Origin of the sequence: Commensalibacter papalotli (ex Botero et al. 2024), assembly GCF_947179115.1 — a bacterium.
In the GTDB taxonomy this organism is placed as follows: domain Bacteria; phylum Pseudomonadota; class Alphaproteobacteria; order Acetobacterales; family Acetobacteraceae; genus Commensalibacter; species Commensalibacter papalotli.
Window position 1 is genome coordinate 274582 of record NZ_CAMXCI010000002.1, and the last position, 23188, is coordinate 297769.

General features: G+C 37.5%; 22 protein-coding genes. 10 read left to right on the plus strand and 12 right to left on the minus strand.

The features are described from left to right. Positions 1 to 29 precede the first annotated feature (29 nt). Positions 30 to 1061 (minus strand): DUF475 domain-containing protein, encoded by a 1032-nt coding sequence (locus QMN76_RS06510; RefSeq protein WP_034339450.1) that lies wholly within the window; start codon positions 1059 to 1061, stop codon positions 30 to 32. 200 nt (positions 1062 to 1261) lie between these two features. On the opposite strand from QMN76_RS06510, the gene QMN76_RS06515 reads away from it, so the two are divergent. Beyond that, positions 1262 to 1480 carry a hypothetical protein gene (locus QMN76_RS06515; protein ID WP_034339447.1) on the plus strand — a complete coding sequence of 73 codons (219 nt, stop codon included), beginning with the start codon at positions 1262 to 1264 and terminating at the stop codon, positions 1478 to 1480. A 15-nt stretch (positions 1481 to 1495) separates the two neighbouring features. On the opposite strand, the gene QMN76_RS06520 is transcribed toward QMN76_RS06515, so the two are convergent. The 4 genes from QMN76_RS06520 to QMN76_RS06535 form a co-directional block, all read right to left on the minus strand. Further along, a complete protein-coding gene (locus QMN76_RS06520) occupies positions 1496 to 3004 on the minus strand; it encodes an efflux transporter outer membrane subunit (RefSeq protein WP_282023988.1) in 1509 nt (502 codons plus the stop codon). Positions 3005 to 3015: 11 nt separating this feature from the next. After that, entirely contained in the window at positions 3016 to 3927 is a 912-nt protein-coding gene (locus tag QMN76_RS06525) for an efflux RND transporter periplasmic adaptor subunit (protein WP_034339445.1), read from the minus strand. A 33-nt stretch (positions 3928 to 3960) separates the two neighbouring features. After that, positions 3961 to 4155: a DUF1656 domain-containing protein gene (locus tag QMN76_RS06530; protein ID WP_034339443.1), complete on the minus strand. Its 195-nt coding sequence runs from the start codon at positions 4153 to 4155 to the stop codon at positions 3961 to 3963. A gap of 344 nt (positions 4156 to 4499) precedes the next feature. After that, a complete protein-coding gene (locus tag QMN76_RS06535; protein ID WP_282023986.1) occupies positions 4500 to 5438 on the minus strand; it encodes an extracellular solute-binding protein in 939 nt (312 codons plus the stop codon). 211 nt (positions 5439 to 5649) lie between these two features. On the opposite strand from QMN76_RS06535, the gene QMN76_RS06540 reads away from it, so the two are divergent. From QMN76_RS06540 to QMN76_RS06550, 3 genes are all read left to right on the plus strand, one after another. Beyond that, complete coding sequence (locus tag QMN76_RS06540) at positions 5650 to 5931, plus strand: hypothetical protein (RefSeq protein ID WP_051462009.1); 282 nt, start codon at positions 5650 to 5652, stop codon at positions 5929 to 5931. Positions 5932 to 5964: 33 nt separating this feature from the next. After that, a complete protein-coding gene (locus QMN76_RS06545) occupies positions 5965 to 6396 on the plus strand; it encodes a hypothetical protein (protein WP_034339440.1) in 432 nt (143 codons plus the stop codon). Between the two features lie 152 nt (positions 6397 to 6548). Next, a complete protein-coding gene (locus QMN76_RS06550; RefSeq protein ID WP_282023982.1) occupies positions 6549 to 7259 on the plus strand; it encodes a response regulator transcription factor in 711 nt (236 codons plus the stop codon). 3 nt (positions 7260 to 7262) lie between these two features. On the opposite strand, the gene QMN76_RS06555 is transcribed toward QMN76_RS06550, so the two are convergent. After that, positions 7263 to 8051: an NAD kinase gene (locus tag QMN76_RS06555; protein WP_034339435.1), complete on the minus strand. Its 789-nt coding sequence runs from the start codon at positions 8049 to 8051 to the stop codon at positions 7263 to 7265. Positions 8052 to 8528: 477 nt separating this feature from the next. Between QMN76_RS06555 and QMN76_RS06560 the strand changes: the two genes are divergently transcribed. Further along, complete coding sequence (locus tag QMN76_RS06560) at positions 8529 to 9041, plus strand: helix-turn-helix domain-containing protein (protein ID WP_051462008.1); 513 nt, start codon at positions 8529 to 8531, stop codon at positions 9039 to 9041. 6 nt (positions 9042 to 9047) lie between these two features. Here the strand turns inward: QMN76_RS06560 and QMN76_RS06565 are convergent, their stop codons facing one another. From QMN76_RS06565 to QMN76_RS06590, 6 genes are all read right to left on the minus strand, one after another. Next, a complete protein-coding gene (locus QMN76_RS06565; RefSeq protein ID WP_282023978.1) occupies positions 9048 to 9725 on the minus strand; it encodes a fused DSP-PTPase phosphatase/NAD kinase-like protein in 678 nt (225 codons plus the stop codon). An 18-nt stretch (positions 9726 to 9743) separates the two neighbouring features. After that, a complete protein-coding gene (locus QMN76_RS06570; protein WP_034339433.1) occupies positions 9744 to 10526 on the minus strand; it encodes a succinate dehydrogenase iron-sulfur subunit in 783 nt (260 codons plus the stop codon). A 22-nt stretch (positions 10527 to 10548) separates the two neighbouring features. Further along, positions 10549 to 12360 (minus strand): succinate dehydrogenase flavoprotein subunit, encoded by a 1812-nt coding sequence (sdhA, locus tag QMN76_RS06575; RefSeq protein WP_034339430.1) that lies wholly within the window; start codon positions 12358 to 12360, stop codon positions 10549 to 10551. A 34-nt stretch (positions 12361 to 12394) separates the two neighbouring features. Beyond that, a complete protein-coding gene (gene sdhD / locus QMN76_RS06580) occupies positions 12395 to 12805 on the minus strand; it encodes a succinate dehydrogenase, hydrophobic membrane anchor protein (RefSeq protein ID WP_034339427.1) in 411 nt (136 codons plus the stop codon). Positions 12806 to 12882: 77 nt separating this feature from the next. Then, positions 12883 to 13335, minus strand: a complete 453-nt coding sequence (gene sdhC, locus QMN76_RS06585) for a succinate dehydrogenase, cytochrome b556 subunit (protein ID WP_282065863.1) — start codon at positions 13333 to 13335, stop codon at positions 12883 to 12885. Between the two features lie 432 nt (positions 13336 to 13767). Continuing rightward, positions 13768 to 14790: an aspartate-semialdehyde dehydrogenase gene (locus QMN76_RS06590; protein ID WP_034339421.1), complete on the minus strand. Its 1023-nt coding sequence runs from the start codon at positions 14788 to 14790 to the stop codon at positions 13768 to 13770. A 216-nt stretch (positions 14791 to 15006) separates the two neighbouring features. On the opposite strand from QMN76_RS06590, the gene zapE reads away from it, so the two are divergent. From zapE to QMN76_RS06615, 5 genes are all read left to right on the plus strand, one after another. Next, positions 15007 to 16125 carry a cell division protein ZapE gene (zapE, locus tag QMN76_RS06595; protein ID WP_282023974.1) on the plus strand — a complete coding sequence of 373 codons (1119 nt, stop codon included), beginning with the start codon at positions 15007 to 15009 and terminating at the stop codon, positions 16123 to 16125. A gap of 72 nt (positions 16126 to 16197) precedes the next feature. After that, positions 16198 to 19080 (plus strand): 2-oxoglutarate dehydrogenase E1 component, encoded by a 2883-nt coding sequence (locus tag QMN76_RS06600; RefSeq protein WP_282023972.1) that lies wholly within the window; start codon positions 16198 to 16200, stop codon positions 19078 to 19080. 51 nt (positions 19081 to 19131) lie between these two features. Next, positions 19132 to 20340 carry a 2-oxoglutarate dehydrogenase complex dihydrolipoyllysine-residue succinyltransferase gene (odhB, locus tag QMN76_RS06605; RefSeq protein ID WP_282023970.1) on the plus strand — a complete coding sequence of 403 codons (1209 nt, stop codon included), beginning with the start codon at positions 19132 to 19134 and terminating at the stop codon, positions 20338 to 20340. A 53-nt stretch (positions 20341 to 20393) separates the two neighbouring features. Beyond that, positions 20394 to 22109 (plus strand): dihydrolipoyl dehydrogenase, encoded by a 1716-nt coding sequence (gene lpdA / locus QMN76_RS06610; RefSeq protein ID WP_282065870.1) that lies wholly within the window; start codon positions 20394 to 20396, stop codon positions 22107 to 22109. A gap of 88 nt (positions 22110 to 22197) precedes the next feature. Further along, positions 22198 to 23187 carry a L,D-transpeptidase gene (locus tag QMN76_RS06615; RefSeq protein WP_282065871.1) on the plus strand — a complete coding sequence of 330 codons (990 nt, stop codon included), beginning with the start codon at positions 22198 to 22200 and terminating at the stop codon, positions 23185 to 23187. The last annotated feature ends 1 nt before the right edge of the window (position 23188 follow it).

Here is a 23188-nt window from a genome sequence, read left to right on the forward strand (position 1 = left end):
TAAAACCCTTTTCAATGCCTACAGAGTTATTATTTTGTCTTGTCTGGATTTAACTTGTTCCAGCGTATGGAGGTGAGCAAAGCAAGGATAATGAAAGCAGCCCCAATTAAGCCCGTTACAACTTCAGGGATTTCTTTACAGACGCTGGCGAACATTAATCCTGACAAAGCCAAGATCGCCCAAAAAGCACCATGTTCTAAATAGCGATATTTGGTTAAGGTATTTAACTGTACTAACATAATGGTCAAGGATCGTACAAACATTGCTCCAATACTGAGACCCAGTACAATAATAAATAAATTATTAGACAATGCAAACGCCCCAATAACCCCATCAAAGCTAAAGGATGCATCAAGGATTTCAAGATAAATAAATGTTCCTAAGCCAGCTTTGGCAACTGTCGTTGTTGTGTTTTCTTTTTCAAGTAAAACTCCCAAAGCTTCAACCAACACAAATACGATAATTCCAAAAATACCCGCAGTGATAAAAGTCAGAGCTTCTTCATTGGGGATGAATTTTGCAACCCCTAATAGAGACAAAAGTACAACGACGACTTCAATAGATTGGACTCTTGAAAATTTTGTTAAAAATTGCTCGATATATGCAACCCAATGTACATCTTTCTCTGCGTTAAAAAAGAATTTTAATCCGACTAGTCCTAAGAAAGAACCTCCAAATCCCATAATACCAATATGTGCCCCAGACAAAATCTGAGCATATTGACTAGGTTGTTCAATAGCCAGTTTTAAAGCGGAAATTGGATTAAGATGTGCTGCAATCCCCACGATAATCAATGGGAATAATAATCGCATTCCAAATACAGCAATTAAAATCCCCCAGGTTAAAAAACGTCTTTGCCATAATGGGCTCATATCTCTTAAAACCGTAGCATTCACTACCGCATTATCAAATGATAATGAGACTTCTAAGACACCTAAGATTGCACAGATAAACACGGTTGATAATGTACCTGATAACGTGCCCGTCATATTGTATCCAAGCACTGCGGCCAAGCCCAGGCAAATAAATGTAAAGACAAAAGAGCCTTTAAAATATTTCATTTGTGCATATCCAGTAAGTGAGGTCGATAAAAGTTGGTAATAAGCGTTTATTAATGAAATTACCAGCATTATTCACAATTTCTATCGTAATAGAATATTAAAGACGATTATTAAATTATAGAGAAATATAAAGATTTTGTATTTGTTTCTTATAATTTACATCATATATACTATTTAAGAAGATTGAAAGAAAAGGTAAAATGGAAGATTATTTTTTATTAAAAAGCTTATCTCATGCTTTAATTGCATTACTACTAGGTATTATTTTAACTTTTACAGATCTTGTGTATATAGCAATGCATATTTATGTAGATGGTTATTCTTTGACTATTCCAATTATTCTAACAATTATAGGAATTGTTTTAATTGCTTGGTCGAGTTATCGGATTGCAATTATGGGGCGTGATAACGAAATATAATCGTTATCAGTGCTGTTATTGTTTAATAGCCTTTGCCCATATATTTTGTTGTTCCAAAGTAACCGGCAGTTCTGTTTTAGTGATATCCACTCCTTGCCATCCTGCACCTAATGCAGTGAATAAGTTAACAGCATCTTGGAAGCGATCTAAAATTGCAACTGCTTCTGCATTGGCAGCTGTGGTAGCTGTTCTTTGAGAGGTAAGAACGTCCAAATATCCTGTCAAACCCGCTTTATAAAGTTTTTGAGCGCGCTCTAAAGCTAATTGGCTGCTTAACTTTGATTTGTGCAACAGTTCTACATGCTCTGAATCATCACCCCATGCCGCGATGACATCTTCAACTTCTTTCAGAGCGTTTAGGATGGTTTGGCGATATTGTAACCTTGCTGCTTCTGCATCAGCTTGCGCACCTTTAACCTGGGCACTTAAACGACCACCATGTAATCCTGGAATGGACATGTTAATAAAGCTGCTTGATACTAAGCTGGCAATGTTAGCCATTTGACTGGTAAAAGAAGTCGTCGGCATTGCGCTCATATCAATAGAGAATTGTGGATAGAGTTGAGAAACCGCAACACCAATATTAGCTGTAGCCATTGCGTATTGCCGCTCTGCCATTCTAACGTCAGGACGGTTGGCAAGGGCAATGGAGGGTATAGAGGGTGGATAAGGAGGAAGATCAGGCTGAGGTTTTTCTTCTTTAAGTAAAGCCTCGGTTGTTCCTGGAACTTGCCCAATCAGAACGTCAATGGCATGTGTAATTTGTGTAATGCTGGTTTTAATTGGCTCTCTGGATGCTCTTTGAGCTTCCAACTCGGCCTGAGCTTGCGCTGTGCTTAGTGTTGTACCAGTACCTTCAAGATATTGTTTTTGGGCTAAATTGTAAACATATTGAGCAATAGCAACATTTTCATCTGCAATTCTAAGGCGAAGTTGCATATTGCGTAACGTTACGTAATTATTTGCCAATTGAGAAAGCATCGTTAATAAAATAGAGCGTCTTTCTTCAATAGAAACTTTAACAGCTTCTTCTTGAGATTGAACCATACGCCTTATTTGTCCAAAAGCATCAATCTGCCAACTGAAAGTGGCGCCATAACGTCTGATAGCAGCGTTATTCGCATTACCGTTTTGTGCAATGGTTTGCGATGTTGTATAGGAAGTTGTTTGATAGCCATATCCTGCAGAGCCATCTAATTGCGGGTACCAACTGGCTGCATTTTTATCTCTTAAGGCCTGAGCCGATAAGATACGTTGCCCCGCCGTTTTAAGATCATAGTTATTATTGATGGCTTCTTCAACAAGGTGGTTTAACAACGGATCATGAAATTGTTCCCACCAACGTTTCATATCATTGGTTGCTTGAGCAATTTGTTCCGCGGTAGCAGGTTTTTTCCAAACTTTTTCTGTCCATTGGTCTGGGATCTTCATGTGATCTCGACGAAAATCAGGGCCGACTGTACATGCTGCTAATCCACATAAAAGAACAATTGGCGTTGTATAACGAAGAAATTGTTTATACATAAAATTGTTCCTTATAAATGATTTTGCAACCATGAGGCCAAAATACCTCTGCGCCCTTTGGTTTCAGGGCCAATACTGACGGTTGCAGTCATACCAGCAGACAAGTGCATAGTATCAGGAACATGATCAATATGAATTCTAACGGGAATACGTTGGGCTAATCTGACCCAAGTAAAGATTGGGTTAACATTTTGCAATCCAAAAGCATCCGTATCAGCATTGGCATCATTAATACCGCGAGCAATACTGACTACATGCCCAGGCAGAATTTGTTTATATCCCATTAATTTGATCCGGGCGACGTCACCTACGTGAATACCCCACATCTTGGTTTCTTCAAAATATCCATAAACCCAAAAAGAATCGGCATCGACAACTGATAAATAGGATTGTCCTGTACTGACGTAATCCCCAACCCGTAAGTTCAAGTTGGTAATATAGCCATTAACAGGCGAGTACAAAATAGAGCGCTGCAAATTCAATTTAGCTTCGTCTAATGAAGCTTTTGCACTATCAACGCTGGCCTGCGCGGTTGCAACTTTAGTATTAAAATCTTCTTTTTCTTCAGTTGATACGATGCCTTCAAGCCCTTTACGACGCATTGCGTTACGACGTTGTAAGGTTAGGTTTGCTTCTGCATTTTCCAAGCTTGCCTGTGCTTGCTGAATAGCAATCCTGAAACGTGCAGGATCAATAATAAATAAAGGCTCGCCTTTACGGACATATTGGTTATCTTTAACAGGAACTTGAACAACAGTCCCAGCAACTTCGGGGGCGATTTTAACAACATAAACCCTGACCCGTCCGTCACGTGTCCATGGGGCAATCATATACGTATCCCAAAGGGTAACCCCTAGAATAATGGCAATGATAACAACAATAAGTGTTAAACTGATACGGATGATATTGCTAAGAGAAAACATGATATAGGATCAAAACTTATAGGAATAAAAGGGTTATACGTAAAGAATAAGCAAACATAGAATACAAAAATATAAGGCTACTTCAAACAAAGCAAGGTGCCAAAACATTTTTATTAAACCCGTTCTCCATAAAATAGAGCGTATAATCATTGTCACCACCAAGGCAAGCAATGCGTATACAATAAAAGGGGCAATAAAAATGCCAAAAAAATCAAATTCTGCGATCATTTCATAGGAACTAACAGGGTATTTTTATGGTTTTTTATAATATGAATTATTTCAAAAAAAGTAAGAATACAGTTTACAGACAACGTAACATAAGAAAAGAAGATAACTACGATAGAGGAAGTAATAGATAATAATCTACATACCTTTACTAGCAAAGATAATTGAAAAAAACTTGCGATAAGATTATGTATAAAAGACATAAGAAGCATCATAAAACTGTTTCGATATATCTGTTTTTTTAAAAGGTGCAGATATATATTCCATTTTTCTAAATATACTATGCGAATAAGTCTTTGTTCTTTTTCAGTCAAGAGATTTTCATCACTTTTAGTTAATTAATTGACTTATTGTTTTGTTAAATGAAGCCACTCATCAAATATTTCATCTAAAGAAACAGAAGATTGTTGAGGGGAGATGGATTCCTGTGGAATGCTTGTATGCCATATGCGATGTTTTGGATTAGAAGTGGAAAATGGATGTAAAGGATGTGTTTTTAGTAAATCATTAATCATTTTAATTCGATGTGTCTGTATAGTAACAGGAATACTTAATACAATGGGACTTTCAACGGTATTTTGATGTTGAAATTGAAAGTGTGATAATGGGTGCTGTTGTTGAAACGCATTGATACTTAGGACAGAGGCGCTGGTCATTAATACTTGGTTTTTATATAATAAAAAATTAGCTTCATTGGGAGTTGTCCACCAAACAATATAAGGACGAAGCTGATTTAATTTTTTGAAAGCGCGTAGAATCCCCGATGGGGTCGATAAAACCTCTATAACATCCTCAGAAGAGACCCCATCAGCTAATAGCGCGATGGATAAAGCACTAAGTGCGTCTTTTTGTAATCCTCTTTTTCCTGGATATTGTGTGATATTCCAGAAATCTTTCCAAGTAGGGTTAAAATGTAATTTTTGTGTATCCCATGCAAGAGCAATATGATCAGTGAATGTTTGAAAATCACATTGTTTATTATTAGACGATAGTAAATCATCATGAAGAGGTATTAGTAATCCTAGATTACATGCCTGTTCTGCTGTTTTTTTGTTTAATAGCAAAAGATCTATAATTTTATTATTTAATGAAAGTGCTTGTTGTAGTGTCTGAATATTACCATCCCAAGTGATGAAATGATATCTGTTTGAATATTTTTTAAAATAAAATTGATAACCATTTAATACACCTAAACTCGCTCTTTTTTCTCTGGTATTTCCAAAGCAAAAAGAAGGGGTTAATATTATTGAAACTAAAAATAAAAGCAAAAATCGAGATGAGAACATGTAAAGTTTATAAATATTACGTGAAAATAATTTTTAAACTATAAATTGTTTATGTTAGTATGTAAAATTAATTTATAAAAAAACAAAGAAACATTCATTTTTTATATATAAATTATTAAAATATAGTTATACTAGGTTCGTAAGATAATTGTAATGAGTGTTTTGTTGTAAGTAATTGAGATTTTCAGTATTCAATATAAAGGAAACGGCAATGTTTTTTAGTAAAAAAGATAAGAAAAAAGTGGCTGCATTGCAAAAAAATGCACAAGAAGAAATCAAATCTTTGAAAAATCAAGTTGAAGAGTTGCTAAATGATCGTGTAACACCAGCAATTGTTCAAGCAGCGGATAAAGCTGATCAGGTTGTTCACAATACAAAAGAAATGACCGATCATCAAATTAAGCACGTTTCTGATAAAGTTCAATCAAAGCCTTTAATTGCTATTGTTCTATCTATTGTCATTGGGTATTTATTAGGAAGAGTTATTCGTTAATTTCATCCTAATTAGAAAGTGATTTTAAAAACCATGAAGATTGCTGAATACGGTAAGGCCGCAGTCGATGCTGAGGTTATGCTTCTTAAGAAAAAGTCAATTAGAATTAGCAAGCAAGTTATTTTATGTTTGGTTGGAGCCCTTTTTGGTTTATTTGCTTTGATTTCTATTCATGCCGTTGTGGCAGCACTTTGTTTGAGTTTGCTTCATACAGGATTTTTGGGAACATCTTTAATTGTTTTTGCTTTTGATCTTGTATGTATGTTGCTTTTATTTTTGTGCGCATTCAGACAAAGAATTGGTGAAGCAGAGATTGAGGCAAAAATTGTTCGTAATCATAATTTAAAAGAATTACGGAATTCGTTGGCTATTACAGCATTAATAGGTGCACTTAGTGGTCCTTTAGGTGGTTATCTACGAGGATTTATTTGGCAATTTATTAAAAAAATATTTGGAAAAAGTTAATTCTTAACGAGTATTATTGAGGTTATAAAGTAACCTTAATAATACTCTATAAATAATAGATTCATATTTATTATAACTTTATTAAGTTTTAATTGATTTATTTTCAACCTATGGTAGTAATTAATTATAAAGAACTATCTGGAGTAGATATAATGCATGTTCTTCTTATGGGCGAAATATTTTTTTCCGAACATGATTTCTATCAAGAGTTGAAGGCAACTGGTTTTTCTATCGATCGTGTCGGATATGATCCACAGATTTTGTCAGCCTCTCGGTTTTATGATTATGATATGATTATTGTTGAGCTAGATGCTTTAGACAAGCAGTTTTTCGCGACAATTAAGTTGTTAAGATCAATCAATGATAAACTGCCTATGCTTGTTGTCTCTAAAAAAGCAGACGTAGAATTAAAAGTGCAAGCATTTCAAGCTGGAGTCGATGATTATGTTGTTATCCCTTTTGCGACGCAAGAGTTATTAGCTCGGTGTAAGGCTGTTTTAAGACGCTCAGATAAAGTTGTTGCTGATCGTATTATTAAGGTTGATCAATTACAGATCAATTTAGAAACACGTGAAGTTTTCGTGAATGGTAATATTGTTCGTCTAACGGGTAAAGAATATGCCATTTTAGAAATGTTGATTTTAAGACGTGGTGTTTTAATTAGTAAAATAACAATTTTAAATTATTTATATCCTGAGGGTGTAGACGAGCCAGATATGAAAATTATTGATGTTTTTGTTTGTAAGCTTAGAAAAAAGCTACAAAATGCTGGTGCAGGAGATTTGATTTCAACCATGTGGGGGCAGGGCTATATTTTCCGTCAATCTAACCCTGCTGTAAAAGATAATTTGCATCAAGCATAATTATTAAGCAGTAAATTGTTCTGCTACAATCCTATCGGATAATTCATGTCCTGGATTAAATAAAATCTGAGATTTGATATATCGATTTTCTCTGACAAAAACTTTGGTAACATCTCTTATTTCTGTAAAGTCAGCAACAGCTGCAATAGGACGCTTTTGTTCTTCAATTGTTAAAAATTGAATTGAAGTATTAGATGGTAATAATGCCCCTCTCCATCGACGAGGGCGGAAAGGACAGATAGGTGTTAATGGTAAAAGGCCTGAGTTAAGCGGAACAATAGGGCCATGTGCTGATAAGTTGTAAGCTGTTGACCCGGCTGGAGTTGATACAATAATGCCATCACAAATTAACTCAGATAATCTTATTTCATCATTAGTTATAATTTGAATTTTTGCAGCCTGCCTCGTTTGTCGATAAAGGAAAATATCATTAAAGGCTAATGCTGTATGTGTTTTCCCGTCTGCCGTATAAGCGGTCATCGATAAAGGATGCAGACAGGTTGGTTGGGCTTCATGTAAAATAAGTGGCAAATCTTTTTCTAAGGTCACGATGGGATTGGTTAAAAAACCAACAGAGCCAAAATTAATACTATAAATAGGTATTTGATAATTCAGATAATTATGCAATGTTTCAAGCATAAAACCATCACCACCAATGCAAATGATGACTTCTGTATTATTAATATCTGAATTTCCATATTTTTTAATCAAGTTTCTTTTGTATTGTACCGCTTTTGGATTAGCTACAGATAAGAAATGTATTTTTTTTGGTGGATCAATTGGTGGCCACATAATATTTCCAAAATTAATTTAGATGAGTGCGTTATTATTTATATAAAGATATGTTGAACAAATGATTCTACAAAAAATATTTACAACGGAAAAACTATAATACTTAGTTTTTAAAATAATCATAGATAGGTAGACTAAATTAGTCCTTTTGGAAAGAAATAAAATATCAAAAACAAAAAATGATTATTAGGTATGGTTATTATTTATTAAGTCATTATAAATAACTAACTGTTACAAAATCTATTTGTAAGCACCGATAAAATACAATTTATAGTTTTATTTTTCAACCTTTAGTAAATATAATAAATATTTTTAATGTATATTTTATTTTTGAGATAAGTAGATCAAATTAAACTAACTATACTTGAATTTATTTTCCATTGCTGTTAATTATTAATTTATTAATATTCAGTTATTATTCAAATGAAATTTTTTTTTTGTTTAACAATTCTTTTCGCTATGAGAGTAAGTGTTTTTATGACTACAAATCAAGAATCTCCGAATCTTCATTCGAAAGAAAATAATACGGACTCTAGTTCAATTGATAAAAGAGTCGGGGGGCGGATTCGTTTAAGAAGAAGATTGTTAGGATACTCTCAAGAAAAATTGGCTTTAGCCTTAGGGCTTTCTTTTCAGCAAGTTCAAAAATATGAAAAGGGCAGTAATCGTGTAGGTGCTTCAAGGCTGTTTGATATTGCACAAATATTACAAGTGCCTATTAATTTTTTCTTTGATGAGTTATTAAACCCTATTTATATAGAAGAAAAAATATTACCTACAAACTCTACTTCTGCCGCTACAGCACAAGACGTAGAAAATATTATAGATGATACAATAGTTGATATGTCTTTATGTCATAATGAAAATACTTTCGATTTGATGAATAATAAAGAAACGACAAACTTGTTAAAGGCTTATTATGCTATTCAAGAACCAGAAGTGCGTCAAAAACTTTTACATTTAATTCATGTTATGGGTCATCAGAAATAAAACAAGTTATTCTCTGTGAAGAATTTTATCTGTTATAAAAGAAAAAGTTTTTTTTGCTTTAAATTGTTCTCTTAAAGCATCTTCATGATAATGATGTTGAACCCAAGTTAAAAAATTACTTTTACCGTGGGTTTCTTGAAAATAATAAACAAAAAACTGATCTAAAATTCCAGTTTTGGCTTGTTTAAAGTGACCATATTTCCAAGAAAGTTGGCTAATAGCCTTTTCTATCGTTTTATGCTCAAATAACATGATTAAAGCTGAGACCAAACCTGCACGATCTGCGCCAGATTTACAATGAATTAAAATTGGAAATTCGAGTGTTGGATAAATTGCAGCAAGATTCAAGATACGATCTTTATGAGGAGCGCCACGGCTTTCAAATGGTAAATCAAGCTGTGTTATCCCAAGTTGTTTTGCAGCATTACGAGATAAAGCATCTGATCCACAATCTCGTTGACCACGTAGATTAATAATCGTTTTTATATGATATTTTTGCGAAAATTTGCGTAATCGGCTGGGCGTTGGATGGTTACAACGATATACTTTATTTGGGATTACGGTGTTAAAATTTGTCCATACCAGTCTAAAAATTGAATGATCAATAAATAGGCTGTCTAACCATGCTTTAAAATGGTCAGAGAAACGTATAAGGGATGGATCAAATGGAATTTTCTTGCTCATGATCCATCCTTATAGGATTTACATCTTACGTTCAACCTGTAAATGCTTTAACTCAGCAATTGCTTTTGCAGGGTTTAATCCTTTTGGACAGGTTTGTGTACAGTTCATAATTGTACGACAAGCATATAAACGCATAGAATCTTCTAACTCACTTAGACGCTCTCCAGCGTATTCATCACGGCTATCTGAAACCCAACGCATGGCAGCCAATAAAACTGCTGGGCCTAAATACTTGTCACCATTCCACCAATAAGATGGGCAGGATGTTGAACAACAAAAACATAAAACGCATTCATAAAGACCATCAAGCTTTTTGCGTTCATCTTCACTTTGCAAACGCTCTTTATCAGGTGGAGGAGGCGTATCTGCTTTTAACCAAGGATCGATTTCGCGTAATTGCGCATAGGGGCCACTAAGATCCGGGATAAGATCTTTGACTACAGGCATATGAGGCAAAGGATAAATTGGCACGTCAGAGTTAATATCTTTGATATATTTCAAACATGCCAGCGTGTTATGCCCGTCAATATTCATTGCACATGAACCACAAACCCCTTCGCGACAAGAACGGCGGAATGATAGAGTGGGGTCAATTTCATTTTTGATATAAATCAGTGCATCCAATACCATAGGGCCGATTTTATCTAAATCAACTTCATAAGTATCTGTAACAGGATTACGATCATCGTCAGGACTCCAACGATAGATTTTAAACCGTTTAACATTTTTTGCATCAGGCGCCGCGTGGAAAGTTTTACCAACACCAATACGGCTATTTTGAGGTAATCTTAATTCAACCATAATTTTTTAGCCTTTCTTTATCTTAATATACCCGTTTTTTTGGTGGAAAGGTTTGAACCTCATCCGTCAGTGTGTTCATATGAACAGGACGATAGCTTAAGGAAACTTCACCCTTGTTATTAAGGAAAGAAACAGTGTGTTTTAACCAATCTTTGTCATCACGTTCTTCATAATCATCATGAGCGTGCGCACCACGGCTTTCTTTGCGAGCTTCAGCACTGACCATGGTTACGGTTGCATTGGCTAGAAGGTTTTCGAATTCAAGCGCCTCCATTAAATCTGTATTCCAAATTAATGATTCATCTGCAACAGAAATATCAGCAAGCTCAGGCCAAAGTTTTTCGATTTTCTCAACACCGCCTTTGAGGTTTTCATTATTACGGAAAACAGCTGCATGGCGTTGCATAGTGCGTTGTAATGAATCGCGCATTTGTGCCACTCTGGTATTGCCTTTGGCATATCGAAGCGCATCTAAACGTGCGATTGCGTCTTCACCAGCTTTTTCGGGTAATGGAGCAATATGGCTATTTGGTTTTACGATTTCTTTGGCACGTAATGCAGCAGCACGACCGAATACGATCAAATCAAGCAAAGAGTTTGTCCCAAGACGGTTTGCACCATGAACCGAAACGCAGGCAGCTTCACCAACGGCCATTAGGCCTGGAACTGTTGCATCAGGATTCTCTTTGGTTGGGCGGATAACTTCGGCATGGATATTGGTTGGAATTCCGCCCATATTATAATGTACGGTTGGTAATACAGGAACAGGATCTTTGGTTACATCAATCCCAGCAAAAACTTTCGACGTTTCAACGATACTAGGTAGGCGTTCATGTAAAATATCAGCACCAAGATGCTCCAAATGCAGCATAATATGGTCTTTATTTGGACCACAACCACGCCCCTCGTTAATTTCAACGATCATAGCTCGAGATACAACATCACGAGAAGCAAGATCTTTGGCGTGTGGAGCATAGCGTTCCATGAAACGTTCACCTTCAGAGTTGGTCAGATATCCACCTTCACCACGACAACCTTCGGTTAATAGACAACCTGCTGGGAAAATACCTGTTGGATGGAATTGTACGAATTCCATATCTTGAGTTGGAATGCCAGCGCGCATTGCCATTGCATTACCGTCACCAGTACAAGTATGCGCAGAAGTACAAGATTGAAAAGCACGTCCATAACCACCTGTGGCAAGCACAACGAGATTAGCACGGAAACGGTGCATAGTGCCATCATCAAGGCACCAAGCCATAACGCCTTTACAAGCCCCTTTGTCATCCATAATTAAATCAATGGCAAAATACTCAATAAAGAATTCAACATCGTGTTTTAAGCTTTGTTGGTATAAAGTGTGTAAAATTGCATGCCCTGTTCTATCTGCGGCAGCACAAGCACGTTGCACAGGCTCTTTACCGAAATCGCGCATATGCCCACCAAAAGGACGTTGATAAATTCTTCCGTCTTCGGTGCGGGTAAAAGGAACTCCCATATGTTCAAGTTCATAAACAGCAGGAACCGCCTCGCGGCACAAATATTCAATAGCGTCTTGGTCGCCCAGCCAGTCTGATCCTTTGATGGTATCATACATATGCCATTGCCAATGATCCTCTGCCATATTTCCCAAAGATGCAGCAATTCCCCCTTGGGCAGCAGTTGTATGGCTGCGTGTCGGGAAAACTTTGGTAATACAAGCAGTTTTCAGCCCAGCAGCACCCATTCCTAGTGTAGCACGAAGTCCAGAGCCACCAGCGCCAACAACAATAACGTCATATGCATGATCAACAATGCGATAACTGCGTTGTGAAGGTAAGGTTATGGTATTCATTATTTAATATATCCTGTTTCTTTTATTTTTTTGATTATTTTTTTGCAGGGGCCAAAGCAAGCTTTAGAATGGAAATAACGGATAATAACCCCAAAAAGAAAGTTCCGCCTTTGATAATTAAGTCAAGGATAGTTTTGTTTTTACCACGAGAATAGTCGCTGGTGATGACTTGTAAACCCATTTGCATATGATGAAAGGTTAAGATCATCAAAGAAAGTAAAAGAACAGTATTAACAGGTTTACCAGCCCATTGCACAACAGTTTTATGGTCTGCATCAGCTAGTCTTAACATTTGAATGACAAACCAAATGGACAAAGGTGCACTGCCAATAGCGGTAAGGCGTTCTGCTTTCCAATGCTCAACAATATGGTGGCTGGCACCTAGTTGGCGCATACGACCTAAGTTCGAGCGTAAAATTTTTGGGTGATCGAAAGAATTAGTCACTAATATTTTCTCCTAAGAAAATAAGTAATAAATTAAAGAATTATGGATGTTGAGTGATAATATAATTAAAGAATTTATTACTTTTTCTTTTTACGTAAACGCTTGCCTATAATAATGGTCCATAACCCAAGGGTTAACGCAGTAATGCTGATAATATCTATTTTACTGTCTTTGTTAATTTCTTCTTTTTCCAAACGTTTAGCAGTGCTATCCCAAACTAGATGACGGATGCCTCGGATAAAGTGCAAAAAGAATGAAACAGAAAAACCAAAAAGAACCAGTTGCCCAGGAAAACTGCCTGTTAGTTTTTGAACTTTTTTAAAGGGTTTAGGCCCCTTAGCAGCAGAAGCCAGCCATACAACCATAATGGCTGATCCAAAAGATAAGGCAGCCCCTGTGACACGATTTAAAATAGACAGTGTCATTGACGGGATTGGTTTGTAAACTTGCAAATGTGGTGACATAGGTCGTTTTTTAAGAGAGCCGTCGCTGGTATGGCCAACATAAAAAGTTTCGCGTATATCCGACATAATTAATTCCTAATGTATCATTTTCGACATGGTGCCGAGAAAAACTATTTTGATGCCAAAGTATACCGCGTAATTAAATCGGTCTAGTCAATTAATTAGGAGAAACAGGTTTTTTTGATCAAAAAATGATAATTTCTTGCATGAAAGATATTATTTGAGTTTTATCTAATTTATTTGATGATGTGACTGTTATTGTTCAATAATCTGATGAGGAAGCATTGCAGGTAATTGAGCAGTTATTTTTAAAACATGAACCAACAAACAATGTAATTTATAATATAAATAGTTCAGTGACTCATATTCCAGCACAAAATAATTTTTATATAATTATAAAAATATATGCTAGCTATAGATGGTTTTCAGACTAATTAGACAGTAAAAAAGGCGAGAATAAACTCGCCTTTAATTAATCTATAAACTTCTGAGGAGTAATTATTTTTTGGAAACTAAATTCTGTTCAACCATTGATTCTGCAATTTGCACAGTATTTAACGCAGCCCCTTTACGAAGGTTATCGGATACGCACCAAAAAGCTAAACCATTAGGAACGGTTGGATCAACGCGTAATCTGGAAACATAAGATGCGTCTTCACCAGCAGCTTCGATTTGGGTAACATAGCCTTCATCTTGGCGTTCATCGTACAAAATTACACCATCAGCATTACGCAGTGCTTTGCGCGCTTTTTCAAGATCAACAGGGCGCTCACACTCAATGGTGATTGCTTCACCATGACCAATGAAAACGGGAACACGAACACAGGTTGCAACAACAGCAATATCTGGATCCAGAATTTTTCTGGTCTCAACTGTCATTTTCCATTCTTCTTTGGTAAACCCATCATCCATAAATTTATCAATATGAGGAATACAGTTAAATGCGATTTGTTTGGTAAAATTACCGCGTGTAATGCTTTCTCCAATTAAAGAAGCTTTGGTTTGATTAAAGAGCTCATCCATCCCTTTTTTACCTGCACCACCTGTTGCTTGATAAGTAGAGACCACGACTCTTTTGATTTTAAAAAGCTCATGTAAAGGTTTTAATGCCACTACCATTTGAATGGTAGAGCAGTTGGGATTCGCAATAATATTCCGTTTTGCTTTTTTTAAAGCTTCTGGATTGACCTCTGGAACCACCAAAGGAACATCGGGTTCCATACGGAAATAAGAGGTGTTATCAACGACAATACATCCAGCTTCAGCAGCTTTGGGTGCATAAATGGCTGAAACAGAGGCTCCAGCAGAAGCTAATACGAAATCCCATCCCTTAAAGTCAAAGGTTTCAAGATTTTGAATCTTAAGAACTTTTTTATCGCCAAAAGAAATTTCTTTGCCAGTAGAACGAGGAGAGGCAAGCGCTGCAATATCATCAATTGGAAAGTCCCGTTCAGCAAGAATTTTTAAAATTTCTCTGCCAACAGCTCCTGTGGCGCCCATAACGGCTACGCGATAACCCATAGTTCTTTTATCCTTAGATTTAGGTTCTTAAATTTTAAAACGGAATTTAATACTTTACCTGTTTATTTTTGGATGTAAACGAAGAAAACCAAATTCATAAAAATAGATCACGATTGTAGGAGATATGCAAAAAAAACTATGAATTTTTATAGTTCCCTTTAAAAAGGAAAAGACAAAGTTTAACGAGTTTTGACCTAAGAATATAAAGAGTAGCGTATGAATTTGCCAAGCAATGTTTATCAGGCAAGAGTAAAGGCAGGAATTTTAAAACAAGATAATGCGCAACAAAATGTTGTTATGTTATTGGATCAGTTATGTAAATCATTAGCCACGTATCAACCATCAGTGCATTCTAGTGGAGGTATGTTTGGCTCTTTTAAAAGTCTATGGCAAAAGCCTCTTCCCCCTCCAAAAGGGATTTATTTGGTAGGTTCTGTTGGGCGGGGTAAGTCTATGTTGATGGATCTTTTTTATGAGCAGGTTCCAGTTCAGCATAAACTTAGAACTCATTTTCATATCTTTATGCAAGACACTTACAAAAGATTTCATACGTTAAAACAACAATCGGGAAAAGGGGGCGATCCAATTCCTGATTTAGCCAAAGAGTTGGCGCAAAAAGCATGGTTACTTTGTTTTGATGAGTTTCAAATTAATGATATTGCGGATGCGGTTTTATTAGGGCGTTTATTTGAGCAACTTTTTGCACTAGGTGTTGTGGTTGTTGCGACCTCTAATGTAAAAATAGAGGGGCTTTTTCAAAATAGACCTGGGTCTGATGCGTTTAAACCCTTTATAAAAGTGTTATCTCAACAAATGACTCAGATAGAACTGAATGCAGCTCAAGATTATCGTCTGGGTCGTCCCGAGGATGAAAAGCGTTGGTTGGTGCCTTGTAATCAAGAAAATAAAGAACGTTTAGATCATGTGTTTTTAAATGAAACTCATGGTCGGCCCGTCAAAGAAGAAACCTTAATGGTTATGGGTAGAGCACTTCATGTTCCTTGTGCCTGCGGGGTTGTGGCACGGTTTTCATTCCAAGATTTATGTGATGTTGCCTTGGGTGTTGGGGATTATTTGGTTCTTGCTCAACGCTTTAAAACAATTATTTTAGATGATATTCCACAGTTCAATCCTGAAAATATGAACGTTATAGAGCGTTTTACGATGTTAATTGACGTGTTATATGAGCAAAATGTTAAATTATATGTTTCTGCAGAAGCTGACTTAGAAGAGATTTATCGTAAAGAAGATCGCAGAGCTTTTTTTGAGCGTACAATTTCCCGCTTGAATGAAATGCAGGGACAAAACTGGGGAATTACAATGCGGGGCCGCTAACTATTATTACCTTGTTCATTATAATGAGGTATATAAGCGGTTGATAAAAGCTTAAAGTAAGGAAGAAAAAAGATGGCGATGAAAGATCATATTGCAAGTGTGTTCAGCGGATCGAACAGTGCCTATCTTGCGGATTTGTATGCACAGTGGGTAGAAGACCCTCACAGTGTTGATCCTTCATTTTCTGAATTGTTTGTGGCAATGGATGATGCCCAACATATTATCACAAAAGATGCCAGAGGGGCTTCTTGGTCTCCACGTCCTTTGACCGAAGTTGAGATTGAAGGAGATGAAGCTGTTAATACTGATGCTCCTAAAACCGAGAAATCTATAAAAGGACAGATCACTCAAGCCGCATATGATAGTATACGTGCTATACAGTTGATTAATGCTTATCGTGTTTTTGGACATCAATATGCACAACTTGACCCTTTACAACTTGAACAAAGACCTTTGGTTGTAGAGCTGGATCCTCAAAGATATGGTTTTACTGCTCAAGATATGAACCGCCTTATTTTTATAGGGAATAATGCGGCTCCTTTTTTATCTAAAGAGATTCATCCGTTACGTGAAATTATTGCAGGATTACAGAAAGTATATTGTCGTTCTATTGCTTGGGAATATATGTATTTGCAAGATAATGAGCAGCGTCAATGGTTAAAACAAAAAATAGAGAAACTCGGTTCTGTTACGCTGGTTAGTGATGATAAGAAAAGAATCTTACAACAACTTACCGAAGCGGTGGGGTTTGAGGCATTTTGCCAAAAAAGATATGTGGGGGTAAAGCGTTTTGGTCTTGATGGTGGTGAAGTAACGATTCCTGCATTGCATGCCTTAATTCGCCAGGCCGTTACGCAATATGATGTAAAATCAATTGCTATGGGAATGGCTCATCGTGGACGATTAAATGTATTAACCAATGTGATCGGTAAGCCTTTTGTTGCTTTGTTCCATGAGTTTTCGGGTGGTTCTTATAAACCAGATGGAATCCCTGGTGCAGCGGATGTGAAGTATCATCTGGGCTATCGTAAAAAAGTGGAAGTGGCAGGAAAAGAGGTGGAGCTTTCATTAGCTTTTAATCCATCTCATCTTGAAGCTGTTGGTGCGGTTGTCGAAGGGCAAGTTCGAGCAGAGCAAGATCGTGATCATCAAAAACATTTAGCTGTTCTTTTGCATGGTGATGCGGCTTTTGCTGGACAAGGGGTCGTATATGAGATTTTGGCAATGTCCCAATTGCCAGGTTATGAAACGGGTGGAACAATTCACGTTGTCACGAATAACCAAATTGGGTTTACAACACAACCTGATGTTGCGTTCTCAGGATATTATGGCACTGATGTTGGTAAAGTAGCGCGTGCACCGATTATTCATGTGAATGGGGATGATCCAGAGGCAGTTGTCAAGGTGATGCAATTAGCGGTGGATTTCCAAGCACAATTTGCAACAGATGTTATTATTGATTTGGTTTGTTATCGTAGGAATGGTCATAATGAATCAGACGAGCCTGCGTTTACACAACCTTTAATGTATCAAGCTATTCGTAAACGCGAAACAATTTACAAAATTTATGCAGATAAGCTTGCCCGTGAAGGGATTTTGGTCACATCAGAGAGTGAGAAAAATTGGAATTTATTTCAAGAATATTTGCAATCAAGTTATAAAGCTTCTGAAGATTACCGTGTAAATGAAATGCAATGGGTTACTTCAGAATGGCGAGAAATGAAATGGCGCGGCCAAGATCGTCAAGAAACGCCTACAGCTATTTCTGAGGAAATTGCACAAACAATAGGTAAGGCGCTTTCTTCTTATGCAGAAGGGTTTGAGTGTCACCCTAAATTAATACGTCAATTAGAGGCTAAGGCACAAATGTTTGCCAGTAAAGGCGGAATTGATTGGGCAACGGGTGAGGCTTTAGCATTCGGTAGTTTGTTGATAGAAGGCCATCCTGTGCGTATGACAGGTCAGGATTGCCAAAGGGGCACTTTCAGTCATCGAAATGCCGTATTATTTGATCAAATAACACAACAACCTTATATCTTATTAAACCATATTCAACCAGAACAGGCCAAGTTGGATATTTATAATTCATTTCTTTCTGAATTTGCCGTACTTGGGTTTGAATATGGTTATAGTTGCACCAACCCAAATACATTAGTGCTGTGGGAGGCTCAGTTTGGTGATTTTGCCAATGGGGCTCAGATCATCATTGATCAATTCATCAGTGCAGGTGAGAGTAAATGGTTGCAAATGTCTGGTCTGGTATTGTTATTGCCGCACTCTCAAGAAGGGCAAGGGGCTGAGCATTCTTCTGCTCGCTTGGAACGTTTTTTACAACTTTGTGGAGATGATAATATGCAGGTTTGTAATATCACAACGCCTGCGAATTATTTCCATGCATTACGCCGTCAGATGAAACGCAATTATCGTCAACCTTTGGTAATTATGTCTCCTAAATCTTTGTTACGACATAAATTGGCACAATCACCTTTATCAGCTTTTACAGATAATACATGTTTTATGCCTGTAATTAACGAGGTTGATCCAGTGGTTAGTGATAAGAGCAAAGTCAAACGGGTCGTTTTATGTTCGGGTAAAGTTTATTATGATTTATGGATGCGTCGTCTTGATATGCGCTGTGAGCTACAATTCGAACAAGTAGCTTTGGTACGTATAGAGCAGCTTTATCCTTTCCCAGAGCGTGAATTATCCGATATTTTGTCACAATATCCGAATGCTGAGATTGTTTGGTGTCAAGAAGAGCCCGAAAATATGGGGGCATGGAATTTTGTGGATCGTAAAATTGAAAAAATTTTACGAATACTTAATCATAAATCGCCTTGTGTACAATATACAGGAAGATTGCCTGCTGCCAGTCCTGCAACAGGATTATCTTCTGTTTATAAAACAGAGCAAGAAACTCTGATTGATGAGGCCTTAGGTCATAAAAAAGCTTAAATTTGTTACGATAAAAATCTATGCAAGACAGAATAAGAAAGTAAGTTAATAATGTCAGTAGAAATTAAAGTACCACAACTTGGAGAAAGTATCTCTGTAGCGACAATTGCTAAATGGTTGAAACAACCAGGTGAGCATGTTGAAATGGATGAAGCAGTTGTTGAGCTGGAAACAGATAAGGTAAGTGTTGAAGTGGCAGCACCCCAAGCAGGCGCTTTGGGCAATCATTTGGTTTCAGAAGGAGACGAGGTAGAGGTTGGTGCTATACTGACAACAATTGAGGCGGGTGGTTCTAAACCTGTGGCTGCACCAACAGCACCAAAGTCCGTAGAACCTCCTAAGGTCTTAGAGGTCGAAGCTCAGATAACAGAAACACATCAACCTATGCCTGCTGCACGTAAAATGATGGAAGAAAAACAAATTGCAGCATCTCAGATTGGGCATGGTACAGGTAAAGATGGCCGTATTACGCGTGATGATGTGGTTAATTTTGTTGCTGGTGGTGGTTCTAAACCAGCAGTTGCAAATGTTGCGGCGGTTTCTACACGTCGAGATGATCCTCGTGAAGAACGTGTAAAAATGACTCGCTTACGTCGTACAATTGCACGGCGTTTAAAAGATGCCCAAGAGACAGCAGCGATGCTGACCACTTTTAATGAAGTGAACATGTCTGCGGTTATGAAATTGCGTAGTCAGTATAAAGATGCATTTAATAAAAAACACGAAGGTGCGCGCCTTGGGTTTATGTCATTTTTCGTAAAAGCAACAATTTCTGCTTTACAAGAATATCCAGCTATTAATGCTCAAATTGATGGGGAAGATGTGATTTATCGCAATTTTGTTAATATGGGAATTGCGGTTGGTGGCCCTAATGGTTTGGTTGTACCAGTATTACGTGATGCTGATCAAATGAGTTTTGCGGACATCGAAAGCAATATTATTGGTTTTGCGCAAAAAGCTAAAAATAATCAGTTAAAGTTAGATGATTTATCAGGAGGTACTTTTTCCATAACCAATGGTGGAATATATGGGTCGTTGATGTCTACCCCGATTATTAATATGCCTCAATCAGGTATTTTGGGTATGCATGCGATCAAAGAGCGCCCTATTGCTGAAAATGGTCAAGTGGTCATTCGTCCCATGATGTATTTGGCACTTTCTTATGATCATCGTATTGTTGATGGTAAAGAGGCGGTGAGTTTCTTGGTCCATATTAAGGACAGAATTGAGCATCCAGAGCGTTTATTACTTGATGTCTAATCATTTCATATATCCGATATTATTCTTATTGTAAAAGAAGGAAATTGATCCTGATGGCTGAGAAAATCGTAGTTCCTGTTCTAGGCGAAAGTATTACTTCTGCTGTTGTTTCTAAATGGTTAAAGCAACCAGGAGAGTCGATCAGTGCTGATGAAGCTTTGATAGAGTTGGAAACGGATAAGGTGAATGTTGAAGTTCCAGCCCCTGTTGCAGGGATCGTTGGGCAGCATCAAGTCGCTGTTGGTGATGAGGTTGCGGTAGGTGCATTATTGGTAACGATTGGAGATACAGCTGAAGCTGGGGCTTCTATTAATACTGCGGTAGAGGTTCCCTCTGTTACTGAAGTAAAGCAGGAGTCTATTACTGCAAATCAAAATAATGATGCTGAATATGATTTAATTGTCATTGGTGCGGGCCCTGGTGGATACGTGGCGGCTATTCGTGCTGCACAGTTAGGCATGAAGGTGGCTTGTGTTGAAAAAAAGAAAACACTGGGTGGAACATGTTTAAATGTTGGATGTATTCCATCCAAAGCTTTGCTTTATGCTTCTGAACAATATGAAGCTGCGCACAAACGATTGGCTGATCTTGGTGTCATTGTCAAAGATGTAAAGCTTGATCTAGCCAAGATGCAATCTCATAAAGATGCTGTGATTAATGCCAATGTTGCTGGGATAGAATTTCTGTTAAAGAAAAACAAAATTACATGGTTAAAGGGTTCTGCAACGATTACAGCCCCAGGTCAAGTAAGCATTGATGGTAAAGAACATACAGCGCGTACCATTGTTATTGCGACAGGCAGTGAATCTGTATCTTTGCCTAACGTAGATGTTGATGAAAAGCACGTTGTTACGTCTACTGGTGCTTTGAGTCTTGAAAAAGTGCCAGAGCATATGGTTGTGATTGGTGGTGGTGTTATTGGTGTAGAGCTTGGCAGTGTATGGCATCGTTTGGGTGCCAAGGTGACTATTGTAGAGTATTTTGATCGTCTTTTGCCTGGTTTTGATAAAGAAGTATCTCTTAGTTTTGCCAAAATTTTAGAAAAGCAAGGAATGCAGTTGAAACTTGCGCATAAAGTTGAAAAGCTTGAGAGAAAAGGCAAAGAGTCCCAAATTACGATCAGCAATATTGGAGGTGATCACAAAGAAACCCTTTCTGCGGATGTGGTTTTGGTTTCAGTGGGTCGTAAACCGGTTACTCAAGGGCTAGGATTAGAAGCTTTAGGTGTGGCTTTGGACGAAAAAGGACGTATTCAAACGAATGCACAGTTCCAAACCAATATTGCTGGGATTTATGCGATTGGCGACGTTATAGCTGGCCCAATGTTGGCGCATAAAGCTGAAGAAGAGGGTGTTGCAATTGCCGAGCTTTTGGCTGGGAAAAAACCGCATATTGACTATGGGCTTATTCCGGGTGTGGTTTATACTGACCCAGAAATTGCGATGGTCGGGAAAACCGAGGAAGTATTAAAAGCGGAATCTGTTGAATATAGTGTTGGTAAATTTCCATTTAGTGCCAATGGCCGTGCCAGAGCGATGAATCAAACTGAGGGCTTTGTTAAAATTTTGGCTGATAAACGTACAAACAAAGTATTAGGTGCGCATCTTATTGGTCCTCATTGCAGTGAATTGATTGCTGAGATTGTATTGGCAATGAATTTTGGGGCTTCTGCGGAAGATATTGCGTTAACTTGTCACGCGCATCCGACATTGACAGAATCGATCAAAGAAGCGGCTTTGGGAACACAGAAAAGATCAATTCACATGTAATCTTATAGAATATTGTTTTCTTTGCTTTTACATTCTATTAAGCTACATTTTTTAAAGTTTGACCGAATAGATTTAAGGAGAAGCAGGGATGAAGCATAGTGTTATTGCTGTCAGTATGATTGGTGGATTAGCCATCTTGGCACAAATACAAACGCATGCAGTCCCTGCTTCTTTTGATATCAGAGACGATATTAAAGGTCTGGAAGATAGTTTGCCTCAAAGTTCTATTCCTGATCCGCAAGCCAATCGTTCTTATGTTCATTTTTATGAATATGCTGATCCAAATATTTCTTTATTTAAGAAGGATCATGAATTGCATGGCTTGCCTCCTTTACCTTCTTTAACTGAAGAGCAAGCCTATCAAGAGGCAGAAAAAATTACAGCACAGCTTAAAAAATCAGTGCCGAATGCTATTATTTATTCTGCTCAGCGTAATAAAAAATGGGTCGCTCTTGCCAAAGAAGAAATGGAGCGTAAAGGCCCTCCCGTCAAAAGAGCTCAGTTGTTGATTGTTGTTGATCGTAATCCCAAAGTGCAAGAGTTGTGTTTTGTCTTGGCTTTGCCTAAAGGGCAGGGGGAATGGAAAGCTTTGGGTGGAGGAAAGGTTTCTACGGGTAATACTGGGCGCAAGCTTTATTATATTACACCAACGGGTGTATTTTATAATACAATTGAGCGTATTGGTTATCGTGCCTTGGGCACCAAGAATAAAAATGGTATTCGTGGTAATGGTATCAAAGGAATGCGAGTTTGGGATTTTGGATGGCAGTGGGCAGAGAAAGGTTGGTTGCCAAGCAGAGAAAAAGGACAAATTCGTTTAGAAATGCATGCAACAGATCCTGATTATTTAGAGCAACGTCTGGGGCATCCTGCGTCCGAGGGTTGTATAAGAGTTGCTACCAAAATGAATGAATTTATTGATCAGAATGGTATCATTGACGTGCTATATAATCAAGCAGCACACAAAGATAAGCGTTTTAGCTCAGTTTTGTTAAGACAACGACAATCAACTCCACTAGCAGGGGACAAGCTGGTTGTAGTAGATTCTTCTCAGAGTATTGATCTACAAGGTAACTAAT